General features: G+C 61.0%; 11 protein-coding genes. 7 read left to right on the plus strand and 4 right to left on the minus strand.

Annotated features, from left to right (window positions below; translation table 11 throughout):
- Positions 1-76: 76 nt before the first annotated feature.
- The 6 genes from IFT66_RS17565 (at position 77) to IFT66_RS17590 (ending at position 7,105) form a co-directional block, all read left to right on the plus strand.
- On the plus strand, positions 77-1,420 hold the full coding sequence (locus tag IFT66_RS17565) for an MFS transporter (protein WP_192078377.1): 1,344 nt from the start codon (positions 77-79) through the stop codon (positions 1,418-1,420).
- Between the two features lie 17 nt (positions 1,421-1,437).
- Positions 1,438-2,406, plus strand: a complete 969-nt coding sequence (locus IFT66_RS17570; RefSeq protein ID WP_062459172.1) for a flavin reductase — start codon at positions 1,438-1,440, stop codon at positions 2,404-2,406.
- A gap of 25 nt (positions 2,407-2,431) precedes the next feature.
- Positions 2,432-3,313 (plus strand): MBL fold metallo-hydrolase, encoded by an 882-nt coding sequence (locus IFT66_RS17575; RefSeq protein ID WP_192078378.1) that lies wholly within the window; start codon positions 2,432-2,434, stop codon positions 3,311-3,313.
- A gap of 39 nt (positions 3,314-3,352) precedes the next feature.
- A complete protein-coding gene (locus IFT66_RS17580; protein WP_192078379.1) occupies positions 3,353-4,477 on the plus strand; it encodes a zinc-dependent alcohol dehydrogenase family protein in 1,125 nt (374 codons plus the stop codon).
- A 588-nt stretch (positions 4,478-5,065) separates the two neighbouring features.
- The gene (locus tag IFT66_RS17585) at positions 5,066-5,656 is read left to right on the plus strand and encodes a DUF4360 domain-containing protein (RefSeq protein ID WP_062577828.1); all 591 of its coding nucleotides are present in this window, start codon (positions 5,066-5,068) and stop codon (positions 5,654-5,656) included.
- Positions 5,657-5,713: 57 nt separating this feature from the next.
- Complete coding sequence (locus IFT66_RS17590; protein WP_113469222.1) at positions 5,714-7,105, plus strand: DUF4360 domain-containing protein; 1,392 nt, start codon at positions 5,714-5,716, stop codon at positions 7,103-7,105.
- Positions 7,106-7,185: 80 nt separating this feature from the next.
- On the opposite strand, the gene IFT66_RS17595 is transcribed toward IFT66_RS17590, so the two are convergent.
- From IFT66_RS17595 to IFT66_RS17610, 4 genes are all read right to left on the minus strand, one after another.
- Positions 7,186-10,314 (minus strand): efflux RND transporter permease subunit, encoded by a 3,129-nt coding sequence (locus IFT66_RS17595; protein WP_192078380.1) that lies wholly within the window; start codon positions 10,312-10,314, stop codon positions 7,186-7,188.
- Positions 10,315-10,344: 30 nt separating this feature from the next.
- Positions 10,345-11,457, minus strand: coding sequence for an efflux RND transporter periplasmic adaptor subunit (locus IFT66_RS17600; RefSeq protein WP_192078381.1), 1,113 nt, complete (start codon positions 11,455-11,457; stop codon positions 10,345-10,347).
- A gap of 53 nt (positions 11,458-11,510) precedes the next feature.
- Positions 11,511-11,795, minus strand: a complete 285-nt coding sequence (locus tag IFT66_RS17605; RefSeq protein ID WP_113111390.1) for an EF-hand domain-containing protein — start codon at positions 11,793-11,795, stop codon at positions 11,511-11,513.
- Between the two features lie 233 nt (positions 11,796-12,028).
- Positions 12,029-13,927 (minus strand): mechanosensitive ion channel family protein, encoded by a 1,899-nt coding sequence (locus tag IFT66_RS17610; RefSeq protein ID WP_192078382.1) that lies wholly within the window; start codon positions 13,925-13,927, stop codon positions 12,029-12,031.
- Between the two features lie 204 nt (positions 13,928-14,131).
- Between IFT66_RS17610 and IFT66_RS17615 the strand changes: the two genes are divergently transcribed.
- Positions 14,132-14,479 carry a hypothetical protein gene (locus IFT66_RS17615; protein WP_082476433.1) on the plus strand — a complete coding sequence of 116 codons (348 nt, stop codon included), beginning with the start codon at positions 14,132-14,134 and terminating at the stop codon, positions 14,477-14,479.
- The last annotated feature ends 5 nt before the right edge of the window (positions 14,480-14,484 follow it).

Raw genomic sequence — 14,484 nt, forward strand, 5'->3', positions numbered from 1 at the left:
ACCTGCGCATGGGTCTTCCGCTGGAGGCTTGAGGGAGACCCATGCGATTGCCAATAACAGCTCGGGGAGGAGCTTCATGGCCACGCAAACATCCGACATCCGCAAGGTCGCACTGGCGAGCTTTATCGGATCGACCCTGGAATGGTACGATTTCTTCATCTTCGGTACCGCCACGGCACTCGTCTTCAACAAACTGTTCTTTCCGGAATTCGACCCGGTCACAGGTATGATCGCAGCCTTCGCGACCTTCGCCATCGGGTTCATTGCCCGGCCTCTCGGAGGCATCGTGTTCGGCCATTTCGGTGACCGGATCGGCCGCAAGGCGATGCTGATCCTCAGCCTCACCATGATGGGCGGAATCACATTTCTGATCGGTCTTATCCCGACCTATGCCGTCCTCGGCGTCGGGGCGCCGATCCTGCTGACCGTGCTTCGCTTCCTGCAGGGCTTTGCGGTTGGCGGCGAATGGGGTGGAGCGACCCTGATGGTCGTCGAACACGCGCCCAACGAGACGCGCGGCTTTTTCGGCAGCTGGCCGCAGATGGGCATTCCGGCGGCCCTTCTTCTTTCGTCCGGCGTGATGGCGCTTGTCGGCGGATTGACGACGCCCGAGCAGTTCATGGCCTGGGGATGGCGCTTGCCCTTCCTGTTCAGTGGCATCCTTCTCGTCTTCGGTATCTTCCTCCGCAGACGCCTTGCGGAATCGCCAAGCTTTCAGAAACTGAAATCCGGTGGCGAACGCCAGCGCCTGCCGATCGTGGACGTGCTGGGCAAGCATGGCAAGAAGACAGCGCTTCTGGTCGCCTGTCAGGCCGCGGAAAACACCAGTTTCTATATCGTAGCGGTGTATTCGCTGGTCTATCTGACGACGGTCGTCGGCATCGACCGGGCGACGGCGCTCAATTCGCTGATGATCGCAGCCGTCTTCTGCTTTATCGCCCAGCCCCTGTTTGCCGGACTTTCCGACCGGATCGGACGCAAGCGGGTGTTCATGGGGGGCATGATCTTCAACGGCCTCTTCATCGTGCCGTTCTTTCTTCTCATGGATACGGCGAGCGTATTCTGGATCACCGCTGCGATGACCCTGTCCATCATCTTCGGGCAGGCCACGACGCAATCCACCCAGCCCAGCCTTTTCGCCGAGCAGTATGGGGCGTCGGTCCGCTATAGCGGCGTGTCCGTCGCCTATCAGTTCGCAACCGTGCTCTGGAGCGGACCGACGCCGATGATCGCAGCCGCGCTCTGGGCCTGGTCAGGGAGCTGGATACCGCTTGCCTGCTACATCATCGCCGCCGCCTGCCTGTCGGTCGTCACGATCATTCCGTTGCGCGAGGCGGCCGGTGCCGATCTCGAAGACGAACAGAGCGGCTCGCTGCCCCAACCGGCATCACCTGCACGTACCATTCATAACTATCAATAAGACAGGGAGCAATCACCATGTCCAACGACCCACGCATTCTGCGTAACGCGCTTGGATCCTTCGCGACCGGCGTGACCGTCGTCACCACCCGATCCGCGGACGGGCAGGATATCGGACGCACCGCAAACAGCTTCAGTTCGGTGTCGCTCGATCCGCCGATGATCCTCTGGAGCCTTGCCAAGACATCCTCGAGCTTTGACGATTTCCGGCAGGCGGGCCATTTCGCAGTTCACATCCTGTCAGCCGAACAGAGCGACATCTCCGGTCTTTTCGCCAGCAAGAAGGAAGACAAGTTCGAGGGGCTGACCGTGGAGAGGGGAGACGGCGACATTCCGCTGCTCAAAGACTGCGCTGCCCGTTTCGAATGCCGGACCGCCCATCAGTATGAAGGCGGGGACCATATCATTTTCGTAGGCGAGATCACCGGGTTCGAGCATTCGAGCACACCGCCGCTGGTCTTCCATGGCGGGCAATACGGCCGGCTCATTCGCCACGCCGGCGAAAACACCTCGTTCGAGAAAACCGAAAGCAGTCTCTCGCCCGATGATTTCATCTACCAGATCTCACGGGTCTTCTACCAGATCCGCAACGACGCGGTGGTCGAACGCCGGCGGCGCGGATGGAGCGGCGCGGACTATGCCGTGCTGACGCTGCTCGGCCATGAGGATGGCAGGACACTCGACACCATCAGCGAGATCGGTCGCTCGCGCGGAGACGAGATTACCGACGAGACGATGGCAAAGCTCGAGGCCGAAGGGTTGATCGAGATCGACGGGACAGCCCCACGGCGTGCGCATCTGACGGGCGCGGGACGCAAGGCGATGATGGAGATCGTCGCCATGCTGAAGGCTGCCGAAGCCGACTGCCTTGCGCTTCTCGACGAAAACGAGGTCTGGGTGCTGAAACAGTTGCTGAACCGGCTTGCGACATCGACTGATTCCGGTTGGCCGCCGGTCCGGCAACAGGCAGCTGTCGCGAGCGCGTGAGCCGGCCCGAACTTCGGAGAATTTCATGACCCGTTTTGCCATTCGAGACATCACCGTTTCGGCCATCTGGGAGCTGGAAGATACATCGTTCCGGATGAAGACGTTCTTCCCTCTCGTTACGGACGAGATCCTCGAGCGCGAGCGTTCCTGGCTTGCACCGGCTTTCTACGATGCCGATAGCGATCGGATCAGGCTCAGCATCCATGCCTGGCTGGTCGACACCGGCCGGCACAAGATCCTGATCGATACCTGCGTCGGCAACGACAAGGAACGGCACGCTCGCACCCAGTGGTCCAACCTTTCGACCCCGTTTCTCGAGCGTCTTCGCGCAACAGGCGTTGAGCCCGAGGACATCGATTATGTCTGTTGCACCCATCTCCACGCCGATCATGTCGGCTGGAACACAAGGCTGATCGACGGACGCTGGGTTCCGACCTTCCCGAATGCCAAATACATCTTTGGCCGCACAGAGTACGATTACTGGGCCGAGAAATACGGCTCCGATCCCGGCGGCCATCATCTTGCAGCCTATAGCGACAGCGTTCTGCCCGTCGTGGAGACCGGTCAGGTCGTGCTGGTCGACGATGGGTATGAACTGGATGGCTGCCTCACGTTCAAACCGGCGCCGGGCCACACGCCTGGCCATGTCGCGATATGGCTGCATTCCAATGGCCGCGAATGCGTGTTTTCAGGCGATATCATCCATCACCCGATCCAGCTCAAATATCCGCAACTGAGTTGCATGGGCTGCGAAAATCAGGCCCAGTCCGCGCTTACGCGGGCAGCATTGCTGGGCGATATCGCCGACACCGAGACTATGCTGATGACGGGGCATTTCCTGGCGCCGCACGCCACGCAGATCGAAACCGACGGCGGAAGTTTTCGCATGCGGTGCAGACAATGCTAGTTTTCACGCGCCGCATTCCAGATTCCAGAGAGGTATGACATGAAGATCCGAGCCGCAACGCTTCGCCAGACAGGCGCGAGCATGCCTTATGCAGAGAGCAAGCCGCTTGAAATCGCCGAGCTGGATCTCGATCCGCCGGGGCAGGGAGAGGTGCTTGTGCGCATTCGTGCCGCAGGGCTCTGCCACTCGGATCTCTCGGTGATCAACGGAAGCCGGCCGCGACCGCTGCCGATGGCAATCGGTCACGAGGCCGCGGGCGAAGTGGTGGAGCTGGGTGAAGGTGTCGACGATCTTGAGGTCGGCGATCACGTCGTGCTTGCCTTCGTGCCAAGCTGCGGCCACTGCCTTCCCTGTGCGGAAGGAAGACCGGCGCTCTGCGAACCGGGTGCTGCAGCAAACGGCAAGGGCACACTACTGACAGGCAGCATTCGGCTGAAATCGCATGGCGAGCCGGTCCATCATCACATCGGTTGCTCGGCTTTTGCCGAACACGCGGTCGTGTCGCGCCGCTCGATCGTCAAGATCGACAAGGACCTGCCGTTCAACGAAGCAGCGCTGTTCGGCTGCGCGGTCCTGACCGGCGTCGGCGCGGTGGTGAATACGGCGAAGGTCCAGGCAGGCCAGACCACGGTCATCATCGGCCTCGGCGGGGTCGGGCTTGCCGCTCTGCTGGGAGCTATTTCGGCGGGTGCGGCGCAGGTCATCGCCGTCGACCTCTCGGATGACAAGCTCAGCATCGCCCGCGATCTGGGCGCCACGGCGACTGTCAATGCACGCGATGCGGACGCGGTCGACAAGGTTCGGCAGCTCACCAATGGCGGCGCCGATTTCGCTTTCGAGTTTGCCGGTTCCGAAAAGGCGCTGGAGAGCGCCTACAGGATGACACGGCGCGGCGGGACGACGGTGACGGCCGGACTGCCGGCACCCACCGCGACGCTTCCGCTCAACATCGTCAGTCTTGTCGCCGAGGAGCGAACGCTGAAGGGCAGCTATATCGGCACCTGCGTCCCCGTCCGCGACATTCCGCGCTACGTTGCTCTCTACAAGTCCGGGCGCCTGCCGGTGAACAAGCTTCTCAGCGGCGAGATCCCGCTCGACGAGATCAACGAAGGTTTCGACCGCTTGCATCGGGGCGAAGTGATCCGGCTGGTTGTGCAAATGTGACGGCGGGCTTGAGCGGTAGAGACGATCACCATCGGGCGTCGCTCGGTGTGAATTCTATGTCGTCGCCGTGCCCGGTGTGTACAGCTTGAACGACATTCGAGGAAATCCATCGCATGATGCCGTCGAGGAGCGGCATCCTTTAGGACGATAAAGCCGCTGATAACCGCCATCAATCGCTTTTTGCCTCTGCGCGCGCCGGTGTTCGGCAGCCCGCGAGGATTGAGATGGTCCGGCTTCACTGGAACGGATGGATGGTGCCGTCGCAGCGCAACTCGACAGGCCAATGCCGAGGCTGACCGCCAGAGCCGAAAGACGCAAAGTTGTGCCAATCCTGAACATCTGAATCTCCTCGGTCAGTGCTTTTTGCTTCGATGGATCCGGTTTATCGCGCAAAGTGATTGGATTGCCTTAATTAGACCTACGAAAAGTACCTTCACCGCCACTTTTAGTTAAAAATCTTTTAACTCTCCTACTGACATTTGGCATCAGGCGAATGACTCCGACATGAATGTCCCACTCAGGAGAAGTTCAGCTCACTCGCGTCATGCCGCTACCGAACGCCACGTTCGACAAAATTTGAGGAACCCCATGAAAACCGCAGGTCTCTTGCTCGCATCTCTCCTTATGGCCTCGGCCGCCCAAGCAGACGATATCTCGCTTGGCACACCAGGCTATGGCGGAAGTGGTTGCCCTTCTGACAGCGTATCGGCGACCATCAGCCCTGATGGAAAGGCTCTCAGCCTGCTGTTCGACAACTACATTGTTGAAGCCGGCGGTGATACCGGCAAATCCCTGGACCGCAAGACCTGCAACGTTGCCATACCGGTCCATGTCCCGCAGGGTCGCAGTGTTTCGGTCCTCGCGATCGATTACCGCGGGTTTAACCAGCTCCCACGCGGCGCGCGCTCGCAGTTCAATGTGGAGTACTTCTTCGCGGGCAGAAGTGGTCCGGCATTCACAAAAACGTTCAACGGCCCGGTCGAGAAGGATTATCTGATTTCAAACAAGCTCGTTGCGGAATCACTGATCTGGTCGGCGTGCGGCGAGGACGTAAACCTGCGCACCAATTCCAGCATCCGCGTCAATACCACGCGCAAGCAGGAGGCCATGGCGACAGTTGATACGCAGGACGTGAAGGCAGCGATCGTCTACCAACTTCAGTGGCGCGACTGCCGCTAAAAAGGAAAATCCGGGGCAGCACGGTCGCTGCCCCCCCGATGCCGGGAATATTTTGTCATGCGTATCCGCCGTTTCCTCCCGCTGCTTGCTGTGGTCAATTTCTCTGTTCCAGATCTGGTGCTCGCAGCAGACGGATGCGCTGAAGGGACATACTCGCGCGTCCGATCACCCGACGGCAACGCGACCAGTTATCTGTTCGACGATTTTTCGGCGACAGCGGGCGGTGCCTCCGGTATCCGCCGCGCCACGACACGCTGCTCGCTCAGCGTACCGGTGACACAGCCGGATGGTCACTCAGTTTATGCGATGGACTATCGCGGCTTTGTTTCGACGTCGGAAGGGCAGGCCGTGTCCATTCAAGCTCTCAAGGATCGGATGGAGATACTGAAATACGAGGCGTCCGGCCCAGTGGATGCCGACGTCGCGGTTGGTGGCAAGGTCGGGGTCTCGGGATCGAGCACACTCGACCTTACAGTGCTCCTCACATCAGCCGGGCCCTTGGACGATGAGGCCCAGGACGCAATCCTGTTCCTCGATACCATCGATTTCGCTCGCCTCGGCTTCACCACAACCCGCTCCGTGGTGGACTCGATGAACCAGATTGCACATCAGCGGCAGTCCATTGCACTCGATCTTTCTCAAACAGCACTAACGCTGTTAGGCCAATCCGAGCGCTTCGACAGCGGAAGCTATGTCTCTCTCTCGGGCAACAGTGACGCGGCGGCGGGCTTTAACGCTCGCTGGGAAGCTGGCAGCGGCTTCAGCCTGCTTGGGGGCGCAACACGCGTCAGCGCGAGCGCGTCGGACGCTCTCTCGGACGACCTTGCGCTCTTTGCCGGAGGTATCCGATACACGACTGCGCCGGCAACATGGCGTGCTTTCGGGGAGGCTGGCGCATGGGGATCGCCCGATGTTTCCGCGTCGCTCACCCGAAGCTACATGAACATCGATGAGATGATCCAGACCGGGGGTGCGACATCTGGATCGTTGTTTGCGTCCTACGCTCGGGTTGGTGTCATCTACGCGCCCGACGATACCAACGAACTGGCGCTGTCGACCCGTTTCGCTCGATCCTGGCTCGACCTCGATGGCTATGGGGAAGACAAGACCGACAATCTCTTCGCCGCCAGGATGGGATCCGGCTCAACGATCACTGACAGTCTCGGCGCCGAATTAGCTTGGAGCCGCAAGCTCGATGAGCGGTTCGACCTGACGCTTTTACTGGGTGTAGGACGCACGTCCGCAGACAAGAAGGGCGTAGAAGCCTCCGTCGACTGGGTCGGCGATGTCAAGGGCAGCACAGAGGACCAGAATTATGCGGCGCTTGGCGGACGCATCGGGTGGATGGTTACCGAAAAATGGCAGGTCAACACCTCTGCCGCAGCAACGTTTCGCGAAGACGCCGATCCTGTATGGAGCATCGGCGGCCAGCTGAAGGCGTCGTTCTAGGTCCCCGCAACGAAAGCGCTTACGTGGAGGTTCGGTTTCATGCGAACGACTTTACAAGGCTCTCTGCTTGCCGGCCACAGTTAGCTTGAAACTGGAACGCGACGTTTGAAGCGCTCTTCCATTCTCTGCATGACGACGAAGAGCGACGGTACGAAAACGACGGTCAGGCAGGTTGAGCCCATCATGCCGGTCAGAACCGCGAGCCCGATCGACTTTTGCGCGCTCGCTCCCGCCCCGGTCTGCAGCACGAGCGGCACGACGCCGAGGATGAAGGCGATCGACGTCATCAGGATCGGTCGAAGCCGCGTGATCGCAGCCCTTATGGCCGCATCCACGGTCTCTGCGCCGTCATGCAGCCGCAGATGCCGCGCGGTTTCAACGATCAGGATCGCGTTTTTGGCCGACAGTGCCACCAGCAACACCAGACCGATCTGCGTGTAGAGGTTGACGGCGGCATTGAGCGACAGCAGCGTCGTAGCCGTTCCGATCAGCGCGAGCGGGACGGTCGCGATGACGCTGATTGGTGCGTACCAGCTCTCATATTGGCCAGCCAGAACGAAATAGACCAGAAGCAGGCTCAGGCCGTAGACCAGATAAATCTGTCCGCCGAGTTCTCGTTCCTGGTAGGACACAGCCGTCCATTCCCGTTCGAAATTGTGAGGCAGCAGCGACTTTGCGATCCCGTCGAGTGCATCGAGCGCCTGGCCGGTCGAATAGCCTTGCGCCTGCGAGCCGATGATTTGAGCGGATGGATAGAGATTGTAGAGGCTGATCAGCGCAGGCCCGGTGGCCGGTTTTACGTCTGCGATCGAGCCCAGCGGCACCATCTGGCCGGAGGCGCCGCGCAGCCGAAGCCGCTCCAGGTCGGCGACTTCGGCGCGCCTTGAGGCGTCTGCCTGTACATAAACCTGGAAAATGCGGCCGAAGAGGTTGATCTGGCCGGAATAGGACGATCCGATGTACTGGCTGACAGCGTCGTAGGCGCCGCCGACATCGATCTCGGCGCGCTGAGCCTTGCTTCGATCAATCGAGACGGCAAATTGGGGGGCGTCGGCACGGAACGGACTGAAGGCTTCGCGGAATGTCGGATCAGACCCTGCTGCACGGGCGATGCTGGCCGCCACTTCTTCCAAAGCCGCATAGTCGAAGGCGCCGTCACGGGCCTCTACCTGCATGGTGAAGCCCGCCGCGTTGCCGATACCCTGGATCGGAGGCGGCGGAAGCACGAGCGCCTGTCCGTCCGGGAGATCGGCAGTCAGCCTCCGCAGGTAGGTGTAGAGCGACAACAGGTCATCTCCCTGTTGGCGAAGGCTCCAGTCCTTGAGGATCACGTAGAGGACACCCGCGTTGGAAAGGCTGGCATTGTTGTTGAGGGCGGAGACGCCGCTGATTGCGACCGCCGTTTCAACGGCATCCAGCTTCTCGACCCGCCCCCGCAGGTTTTCGATTGCGCGGCGGGTGCGCTCGAGCGACGCGCCCTCTGGCAACTGGACCGATACCAGAAAATACCCCTGGTCCTCGATCGGCAGGAAGGCCGTCGGCACCTGCGCCAGCAGGGAGAGCGAGAGCGCGACCAACAGCAGTGCCACCAGCGAGACCGTCACACTGAAACGGGTCATGACCCTCACCAGCCCTGCATAGACCCGTTCGACGGCATCGTAACTTGCGTTGAAACCGCGGTAGACGACGTTCTTGCGCGGCTTCAGGGCATGTGGTTTCAGCCATAGGGCGCATTGGGTCGGCTTCAGGGTCACGGCGTTGACCGCGCTGATCAGGGCCGTGGCGGCAATGACCAGCGAGAACTGGCGATACATTTCGCCACTGAGGCCAGGCAGAAAGGAGGCCGGGAGGAACACGGCAAGCAGCACAAGTGTGATGCCGATGATCGGGCCCATCAACTCGTCCATGGCAAGCGCCGCAGCCTCCGTTGGCGTTTTTCCGTCATCGAGATGGCGAGCAGCGGCCTCGACCACGATGATTGCATCGTCAACCACGATGCCGATGGCAAGGATGATGGCGAACAGGGTGGAAAGATTGATGGAGAAACCGAACAATGCCAATGCGCCGAAGGCGCCGATGATGGTGACAGGCACCGTAGTGGCAGGCACCAGCATCGCGCGCCAATCCTGCAGGAAGATGAGGATGACAACCAGCACGAGGAACGCGGCTTCCACCAGGGTGTGGTAGACATCATCGATGGCGGCCTTGACGAACAGCGTCGTGTCGAACGGCACGGAGTGGCGAAGCCCTTCGGGAAAGTCGGTCGACATGACCTCCAGTTTCGCCTTGACCGCCGCTACGACGTCAAGCGCATTGGCCTCGGGCAACAGAAACAGTGCGAGGCCTGCCGCCGGCTTTCCATCGAGACTGAAATCCTGGCTGTATTGCTGAGCACCCAGCTCTACCCGTGCCACGTCGCGCAGGCGCACAAGATCAGCATTGTCATTTGCGCGCAGGACGATGTCTTCGAAGGCCGCCACATCGGCGAGCTTGGAGTCGAGCTTCAGCGTGTATTGGAAATCGCGCCCCTCCGGCACCGGTGGAAGGCCAAGCTGGCCGGCGGACGATGTGCGGCTTTGCTGACGGATCGCGTTGTTCACATCTGACGGCATGAGACCGCGTGCCGCCATCAGGTCCGGATCCATCCAGATGCGCACCGCATAGTTGCCGGCGCCGAAAACCGAAACACTACCGACGCCGGGGATGCGAGCGATCTGATCGATTAGGTTGATGGTTGCATAATTGGTCATTAACAGGCTGTCATGATCCGGGTTGTCAGAGGTGAGTGCTACAATCGCCAGAATAGCCGTCGAGCGCTTGGCCGTCTGCACGCCTTGTGCCTGTACGGCATCCGGAAGGGAAGGCGTCGCACTCGCCACACGGTTCTGCACAAGGATCTGCGCCGCGTCGGGATCGGTGCCGATGGCAAAGGTCACGGTGAGTGCGTAGGTGCCGTCACTGGTGGAGGTCGATTGCATGTAGAGCATGCCCTCGACCCCATTGACCTTTTGCTCGATCGGCAATGCCACATCATGGACGATCGTCTCGGCGTTGGCACCGGGATAGCGTGCCGTCACCTGCACCGAGGGCGGTACGACATTCGGATATTGTGCGACAGGCAGGCCGACCAGCGCCACCAGACCGAGTATGACGGTCAGGAGCGCGATCACGTTCGCAAGCACCGGTCTATCGATAAAGAACCTGGCCATCCTGGGGCATTCCCTGTTTCTGTAAGCAGATCAATCGAGTGCCGTCACGACTTCGACGACTTCTCTGGCACGCAACCCAGCCCCGCCCTTGACGATCACGCGGTCGCCCTCTCTCACGCCATTGACAACCTCCCGTCGGCCGCCGGCGGCTTTTTCTCCGAGCGCGACTTTGACGGCTGCGACCTTGCCTTCGGCATCGACGATTTGAAGCGTTCGGCCCAACTGGGAATTGCCGATCGCGGCCTCCGGCACGGTCAGTGCCTTGCGCATGACGATCGGGACTCGGACGCGGGCAAACATGCCCGGCGATAGCAAGCGGTGCGTGTTGGCAATAACGCCGCGAAGGGTCATGGTCCCACTCGCGCTATCCAGCTCTGGCGCGATGTAGTCGAGATATCCACTGTAAGGGTAGGTCGCATCACCCTGAAGACCGGCTTCAACTCGGATCGCCCCGAGGCTCCTCAGGTCTATATGGCGCTCAGCCATCGCGCGGCGAATGGCGATTACCTGCCGCTCATCGGCCGAGAAGAGTACGTGGAGCGGGTCCGGTTCGACCAGCGAGGCGAGCTTCGGAGCCGATGCGGCATTGATAAAGGCGCCGAGATCGGCCGCGCGTGCGGATAGGATACCGTCGAACGGCGCCTTCACTTCCGTGTAGCTGAGGTTGATGTCAGCACTTCGCACCTTGGTCTTGGCGGCCTCGACCTGTGCCTCGGCTGCCAGTCGCTGTGCCACCGCCGATTCATTTGCGCTTAGCGATACGACCTGCTTGGCAGAAAGTCCTTCCTGCCGGGCCGCGTTTGAGACCGCCTGTTGCAGGTTGGCCTGTTGCTGACGCAGTTCTGCTTCGGCAGCTGCGAGGCTGATGCGATAGGGTTCGGGCTCTATCAGAAAGACGACGTCACCTTTTCGCACGGTGTCGCCTTCATTGAAGTTCACTTTCTCGAGCGTACCGGAGACTCGGGCGACGAGGTCAACCTGGTTGACCGCGCGGAACGTTCCCGTCGTCTCCAGGTACAGCGTCACCTCGACGAGGGTAGGTGCCTCGACCATGACTTTCCGCTTCTCGGCCTGGGCGCAGGCCTGCCCGACCCAGCCAATCAGCAGAGCTGCGGCCACCAGGGGCAACAGTGCATGTTTCATGGAAAGATCCTTCCCTTGCGCATGTCGTGGCAGGCCTGCTCAGGGAGCGGCAGCTATTTCAGCGACTGCAACTCGTTCGGCGTCAGGAGTCCGTTCTTGTCCTTGTCGATCCGGCCAAACGCCAGGTTGTAGCGACCGGCCTGCTTGACCTTGAGTGCTATCGGCTTTCCGGACGCGGCCATCGTGTCGATGAAAACCTTGAATTCGGGTTGGTCCAGCATCGTGTCGGCGTTCTTGTCTGCGGTCATGAAGGCCTCCTGTTGCGCATAGCCGCTCGAAGCGACGGCCAGCCCCCCGAAGACGATCAGAACAGGGGTGATCAGCTTAACGTTTGCCATTTCGATCTCCTTTGAGTGTTGCGATATCCGCCAGGTTGATCCCTGTGTCGGGAGCCTCCTGCCGGGCGGACGCGGTCAGCAGTCCATTCTTCAGTTGCGGAACTGCCAGCATCAGCTAATCCGGACCAATTCTTCGCGACGAGGCCGCAGGACCTGCTCCAAGGGACTGGTCAATGTCCCTACGATGCTGGACGGCACGATCAACCAAAGGCTGCAGTGAAGCCATCCCATGTTCATGGGGTCTGCACCTCGTCCAGCGTGCCAGCCATCGGGTCTGCCGTGGCGCGCCTTTCAGCAAGGGAGACATGGACGCCATCTGGCGCGAGATCGAAGCCGGAGGCTTCGAGCACTTCAAGCAGCAGAGAGCGGATCAGGGGAATGGCGGTCACCGCTGCGGCACGCGCCAAATTGAAGCTCAACACCAGCTCCCTGGTCTGCAGATGGGCTTCAGGCGGGCTGATGGCGATCTTGCCGACGATATCGGCCTGAAGCCTGGTTTCGCTTCGAAGGGTCGACGCCGCCAACCGCAGTAACCGCGCGTGCCCGACGGCGTCCGTTTCGTTCTCCAGTCTCAGGCTCACCCGAGCGAGGACGAGTCCGCGACTGCGGCTGACAACGGTCTCGATCTGGCCGTAGGGAATTGTATGCAGCCTGTCATCCAAGCCGCGCAGTCTGAGACTGCGGATCAGTATCTGCTCCACCCTGCCGGGAGTGGAGTCGATCTCAATCTCTTCGCCGAGCCGGAAAGCATCGTCCAGCATCCAGAAAATGCCCGATATTACGTCCTTCACCAACGCCTGGGACCCGAGACTGATGGCCAGACCCAAAATGCCGGCGCCGGCTATGATGGGAGTGGTGTCGACCCCTAAAACCGACAGGGTCACCAGCGAGAAAATCGATCCGATGAGCCCCAGCAAGACTACACGAAGGATCGGCAGAACCGTTGTCATACGCGCAAGGTGCAACTCCGCGTCTTCCAGCGAGGTGAGAGCCTCCTTCGGCATCATGCGCGACTCTACCCATGCGTGGGTAACCGCGGCGAGCACGGCAGCGAGCACCAGCACCATAAGCGAAAAATTGATCTGCCGAGAGTATCGCGGCCAATCCTGTTGCGGGATGACCGCAAGCGTGCCGACCAGCCAGTACTCGACGATCAGCCTGAGGATGACAGCTGCCGCCAAGGCATCGATCACCACCCGCACCACGAACAGTCGACGCATCACCTCGGGCTTGCGCGACAGCTGGATCGAGAGGGCGATCGAGCGATCGAAGGCCAGCGCCAGCATAAGGGCGATCGTTGTTCCCTTGATCCCCTGGTACAGGTCAAACTGCTGCATCAGCCAGCCCCATATCCACAAGCCTGACACCAGCAGGATCATCCAGGCGGCGACCATGTGTAGCAGCGGCGTCAGGCCGTGCCGGCGCAGAAGATGCAGCAATCGAAGAGCCGCCGCCGTCATGGCAAACGCGCCGAGTATCGCCAGCAGCCGCACCGAGTTCGGCGGCATGCCGACGCGGGCGGCTGCTGCCAGAAGGCACACCATCAGGTATCCGCACGCCAGGATCACGGCGCTTCGCCGAAGTCCTTTTTCCGCTCCGCTCTCGTCCAGCGGCAGAAGCCGCAATTGAGGAGTACGGGGCGAAAAGACAATGCCGAGAAAGGTAATGGCAGACAGCCAGTAGATGACGGAAACGAGAAACTCCCTGGCAAAGCCATCCCCGAGCGGATCGGCGCTCAGCAGTCGAACGGCTATTGCGCGCCCCACCGCGATGGCGGCCAGCAATGGCACAAGGCTCCAGGCCGTCCGTTTCAAGACGGCGAGGAATGGGACGCGTTCGCGCGCGGCAGCCTCGCGTCGGCCTCTCAGACCGTAACTGCTGAGCAGAAAAATCAGCATGACGACACCGCCGGCGCCAAGGCTGAGGGCAAGAACCCTGGGCGCCGAGGTCATGGACACCGTGCCCGCCCATAACAGTTCCTGATCAAGATGTGGCAGGGCGAGCGCCGTGTCCACCAACGCCGTCTCGAGACGATCGAAGACCTGCTCTGCGCTGACGATCCAGTCCGCGACGTTGACGACAGACTGATCGGGGGCCGGGGACGGGCCTGTTGCAGTCGCGGAGACGTCCATCGTGCCAGTCCCGTTCGCACTTGCAGAGAAACTACGGCTCGCCGGGCAAACCGGCCTGGCGAGCAACCGATAGTTTCAACCATTAGGTGCGTTTAAGATGCGCATCCACCCCATGTTCATGGCGTATTCGCGGCACCGGAAACGGGCATGATGGGGTCAAGCCGGTATCCGTCGGCGCAGTTCAGAATCCGGGAGACATTCGCCATGAAACATCGCCCAAATGGTTTCAAGGCCGCATTGGCCCTTACCTATCTTGCCGTGCTGGCAGCGCCAATTTTCACGGCCGCGCCGGCGGCGGCCGTCGTGTATTGCAACGCCGTCGGCGTCCCAAAAGGCTGCGTGGTGCGCCCCCCGGCCGCGGTGGTCGTCTACTGCACGGCGCCGGGGGTTCCGCTTGGTTGCGTGGCGCGTCCCGTGGCAAGGACCGCGATCTATTGTACTGCTCCGGGCTTGCCAGTTGGCTGTGTCCGCAGGCCGGGCGTTCGCGCACCCGGTCTCGGTGTCGCGCCGGTCAATCGTGGTGGCCCGAGGAACCGTCTCGGCATCAGATAGTCCAG

The sequence above is a fragment of the Rhizobium sp. CFBP 13726 genome, from assembly GCF_014841925.1.
GTDB classification, from domain to species: Bacteria; Pseudomonadota; Alphaproteobacteria; order Rhizobiales; family Rhizobiaceae; genus Neorhizobium; species Neorhizobium soli.

What these genes read in the sequence shown, in the direction of transcription:
- IFT66_RS17565 (WP_192078377.1), top strand. Translation starts at nt 77, where the DNA reads ATGGCCACGCAAACATCCGACATCCGCAAGGTCGCACTGGCGAGCTTT.
- IFT66_RS17570 (WP_062459172.1), top strand. Translation starts at nt 1,438, where the DNA reads ATGTCCAACGACCCACGCATTCTGCGTAACGCGCTTGGATCCTTCGCG.
- IFT66_RS17575 (WP_192078378.1), top strand. Translation starts at nt 2,432, where the DNA reads ATGACCCGTTTTGCCATTCGAGACATCACCGTTTCGGCCATCTGGGAG.
- IFT66_RS17580 (WP_192078379.1), top strand. Translation starts at nt 3,353, where the DNA reads ATGAAGATCCGAGCCGCAACGCTTCGCCAGACAGGCGCGAGCATGCCT.
- IFT66_RS17585 (WP_062577828.1), top strand. Translation starts at nt 5,066, where the DNA reads ATGAAAACCGCAGGTCTCTTGCTCGCATCTCTCCTTATGGCCTCGGCC.
- IFT66_RS17590 (WP_113469222.1), top strand. Translation starts at nt 5,714, where the DNA reads ATGCGTATCCGCCGTTTCCTCCCGCTGCTTGCTGTGGTCAATTTCTCT.
- IFT66_RS17595 (WP_192078380.1), bottom strand. Translation starts at nt 10,314, where the DNA reads ATGGCCAGGTTCTTTATCGATAGACCGGTGCTTGCGAACGTGATCGCG.
- IFT66_RS17600 (WP_192078381.1), bottom strand. Translation starts at nt 11,457, where the DNA reads ATGAAACATGCACTGTTGCCCCTGGTGGCCGCAGCTCTGCTGATTGGC.
- IFT66_RS17605 (WP_113111390.1), bottom strand. Translation starts at nt 11,795, where the DNA reads ATGGCAAACGTTAAGCTGATCACCCCTGTTCTGATCGTCTTCGGGGGG.
- IFT66_RS17610 (WP_192078382.1), bottom strand. Translation starts at nt 13,927, where the DNA reads ATGGACGTCTCCGCGACTGCAACAGGCCCGTCCCCGGCCCCCGATCAG.
- IFT66_RS17615 (WP_082476433.1), top strand. Translation starts at nt 14,132, where the DNA reads ATGAAACATCGCCCAAATGGTTTCAAGGCCGCATTGGCCCTTACCTAT.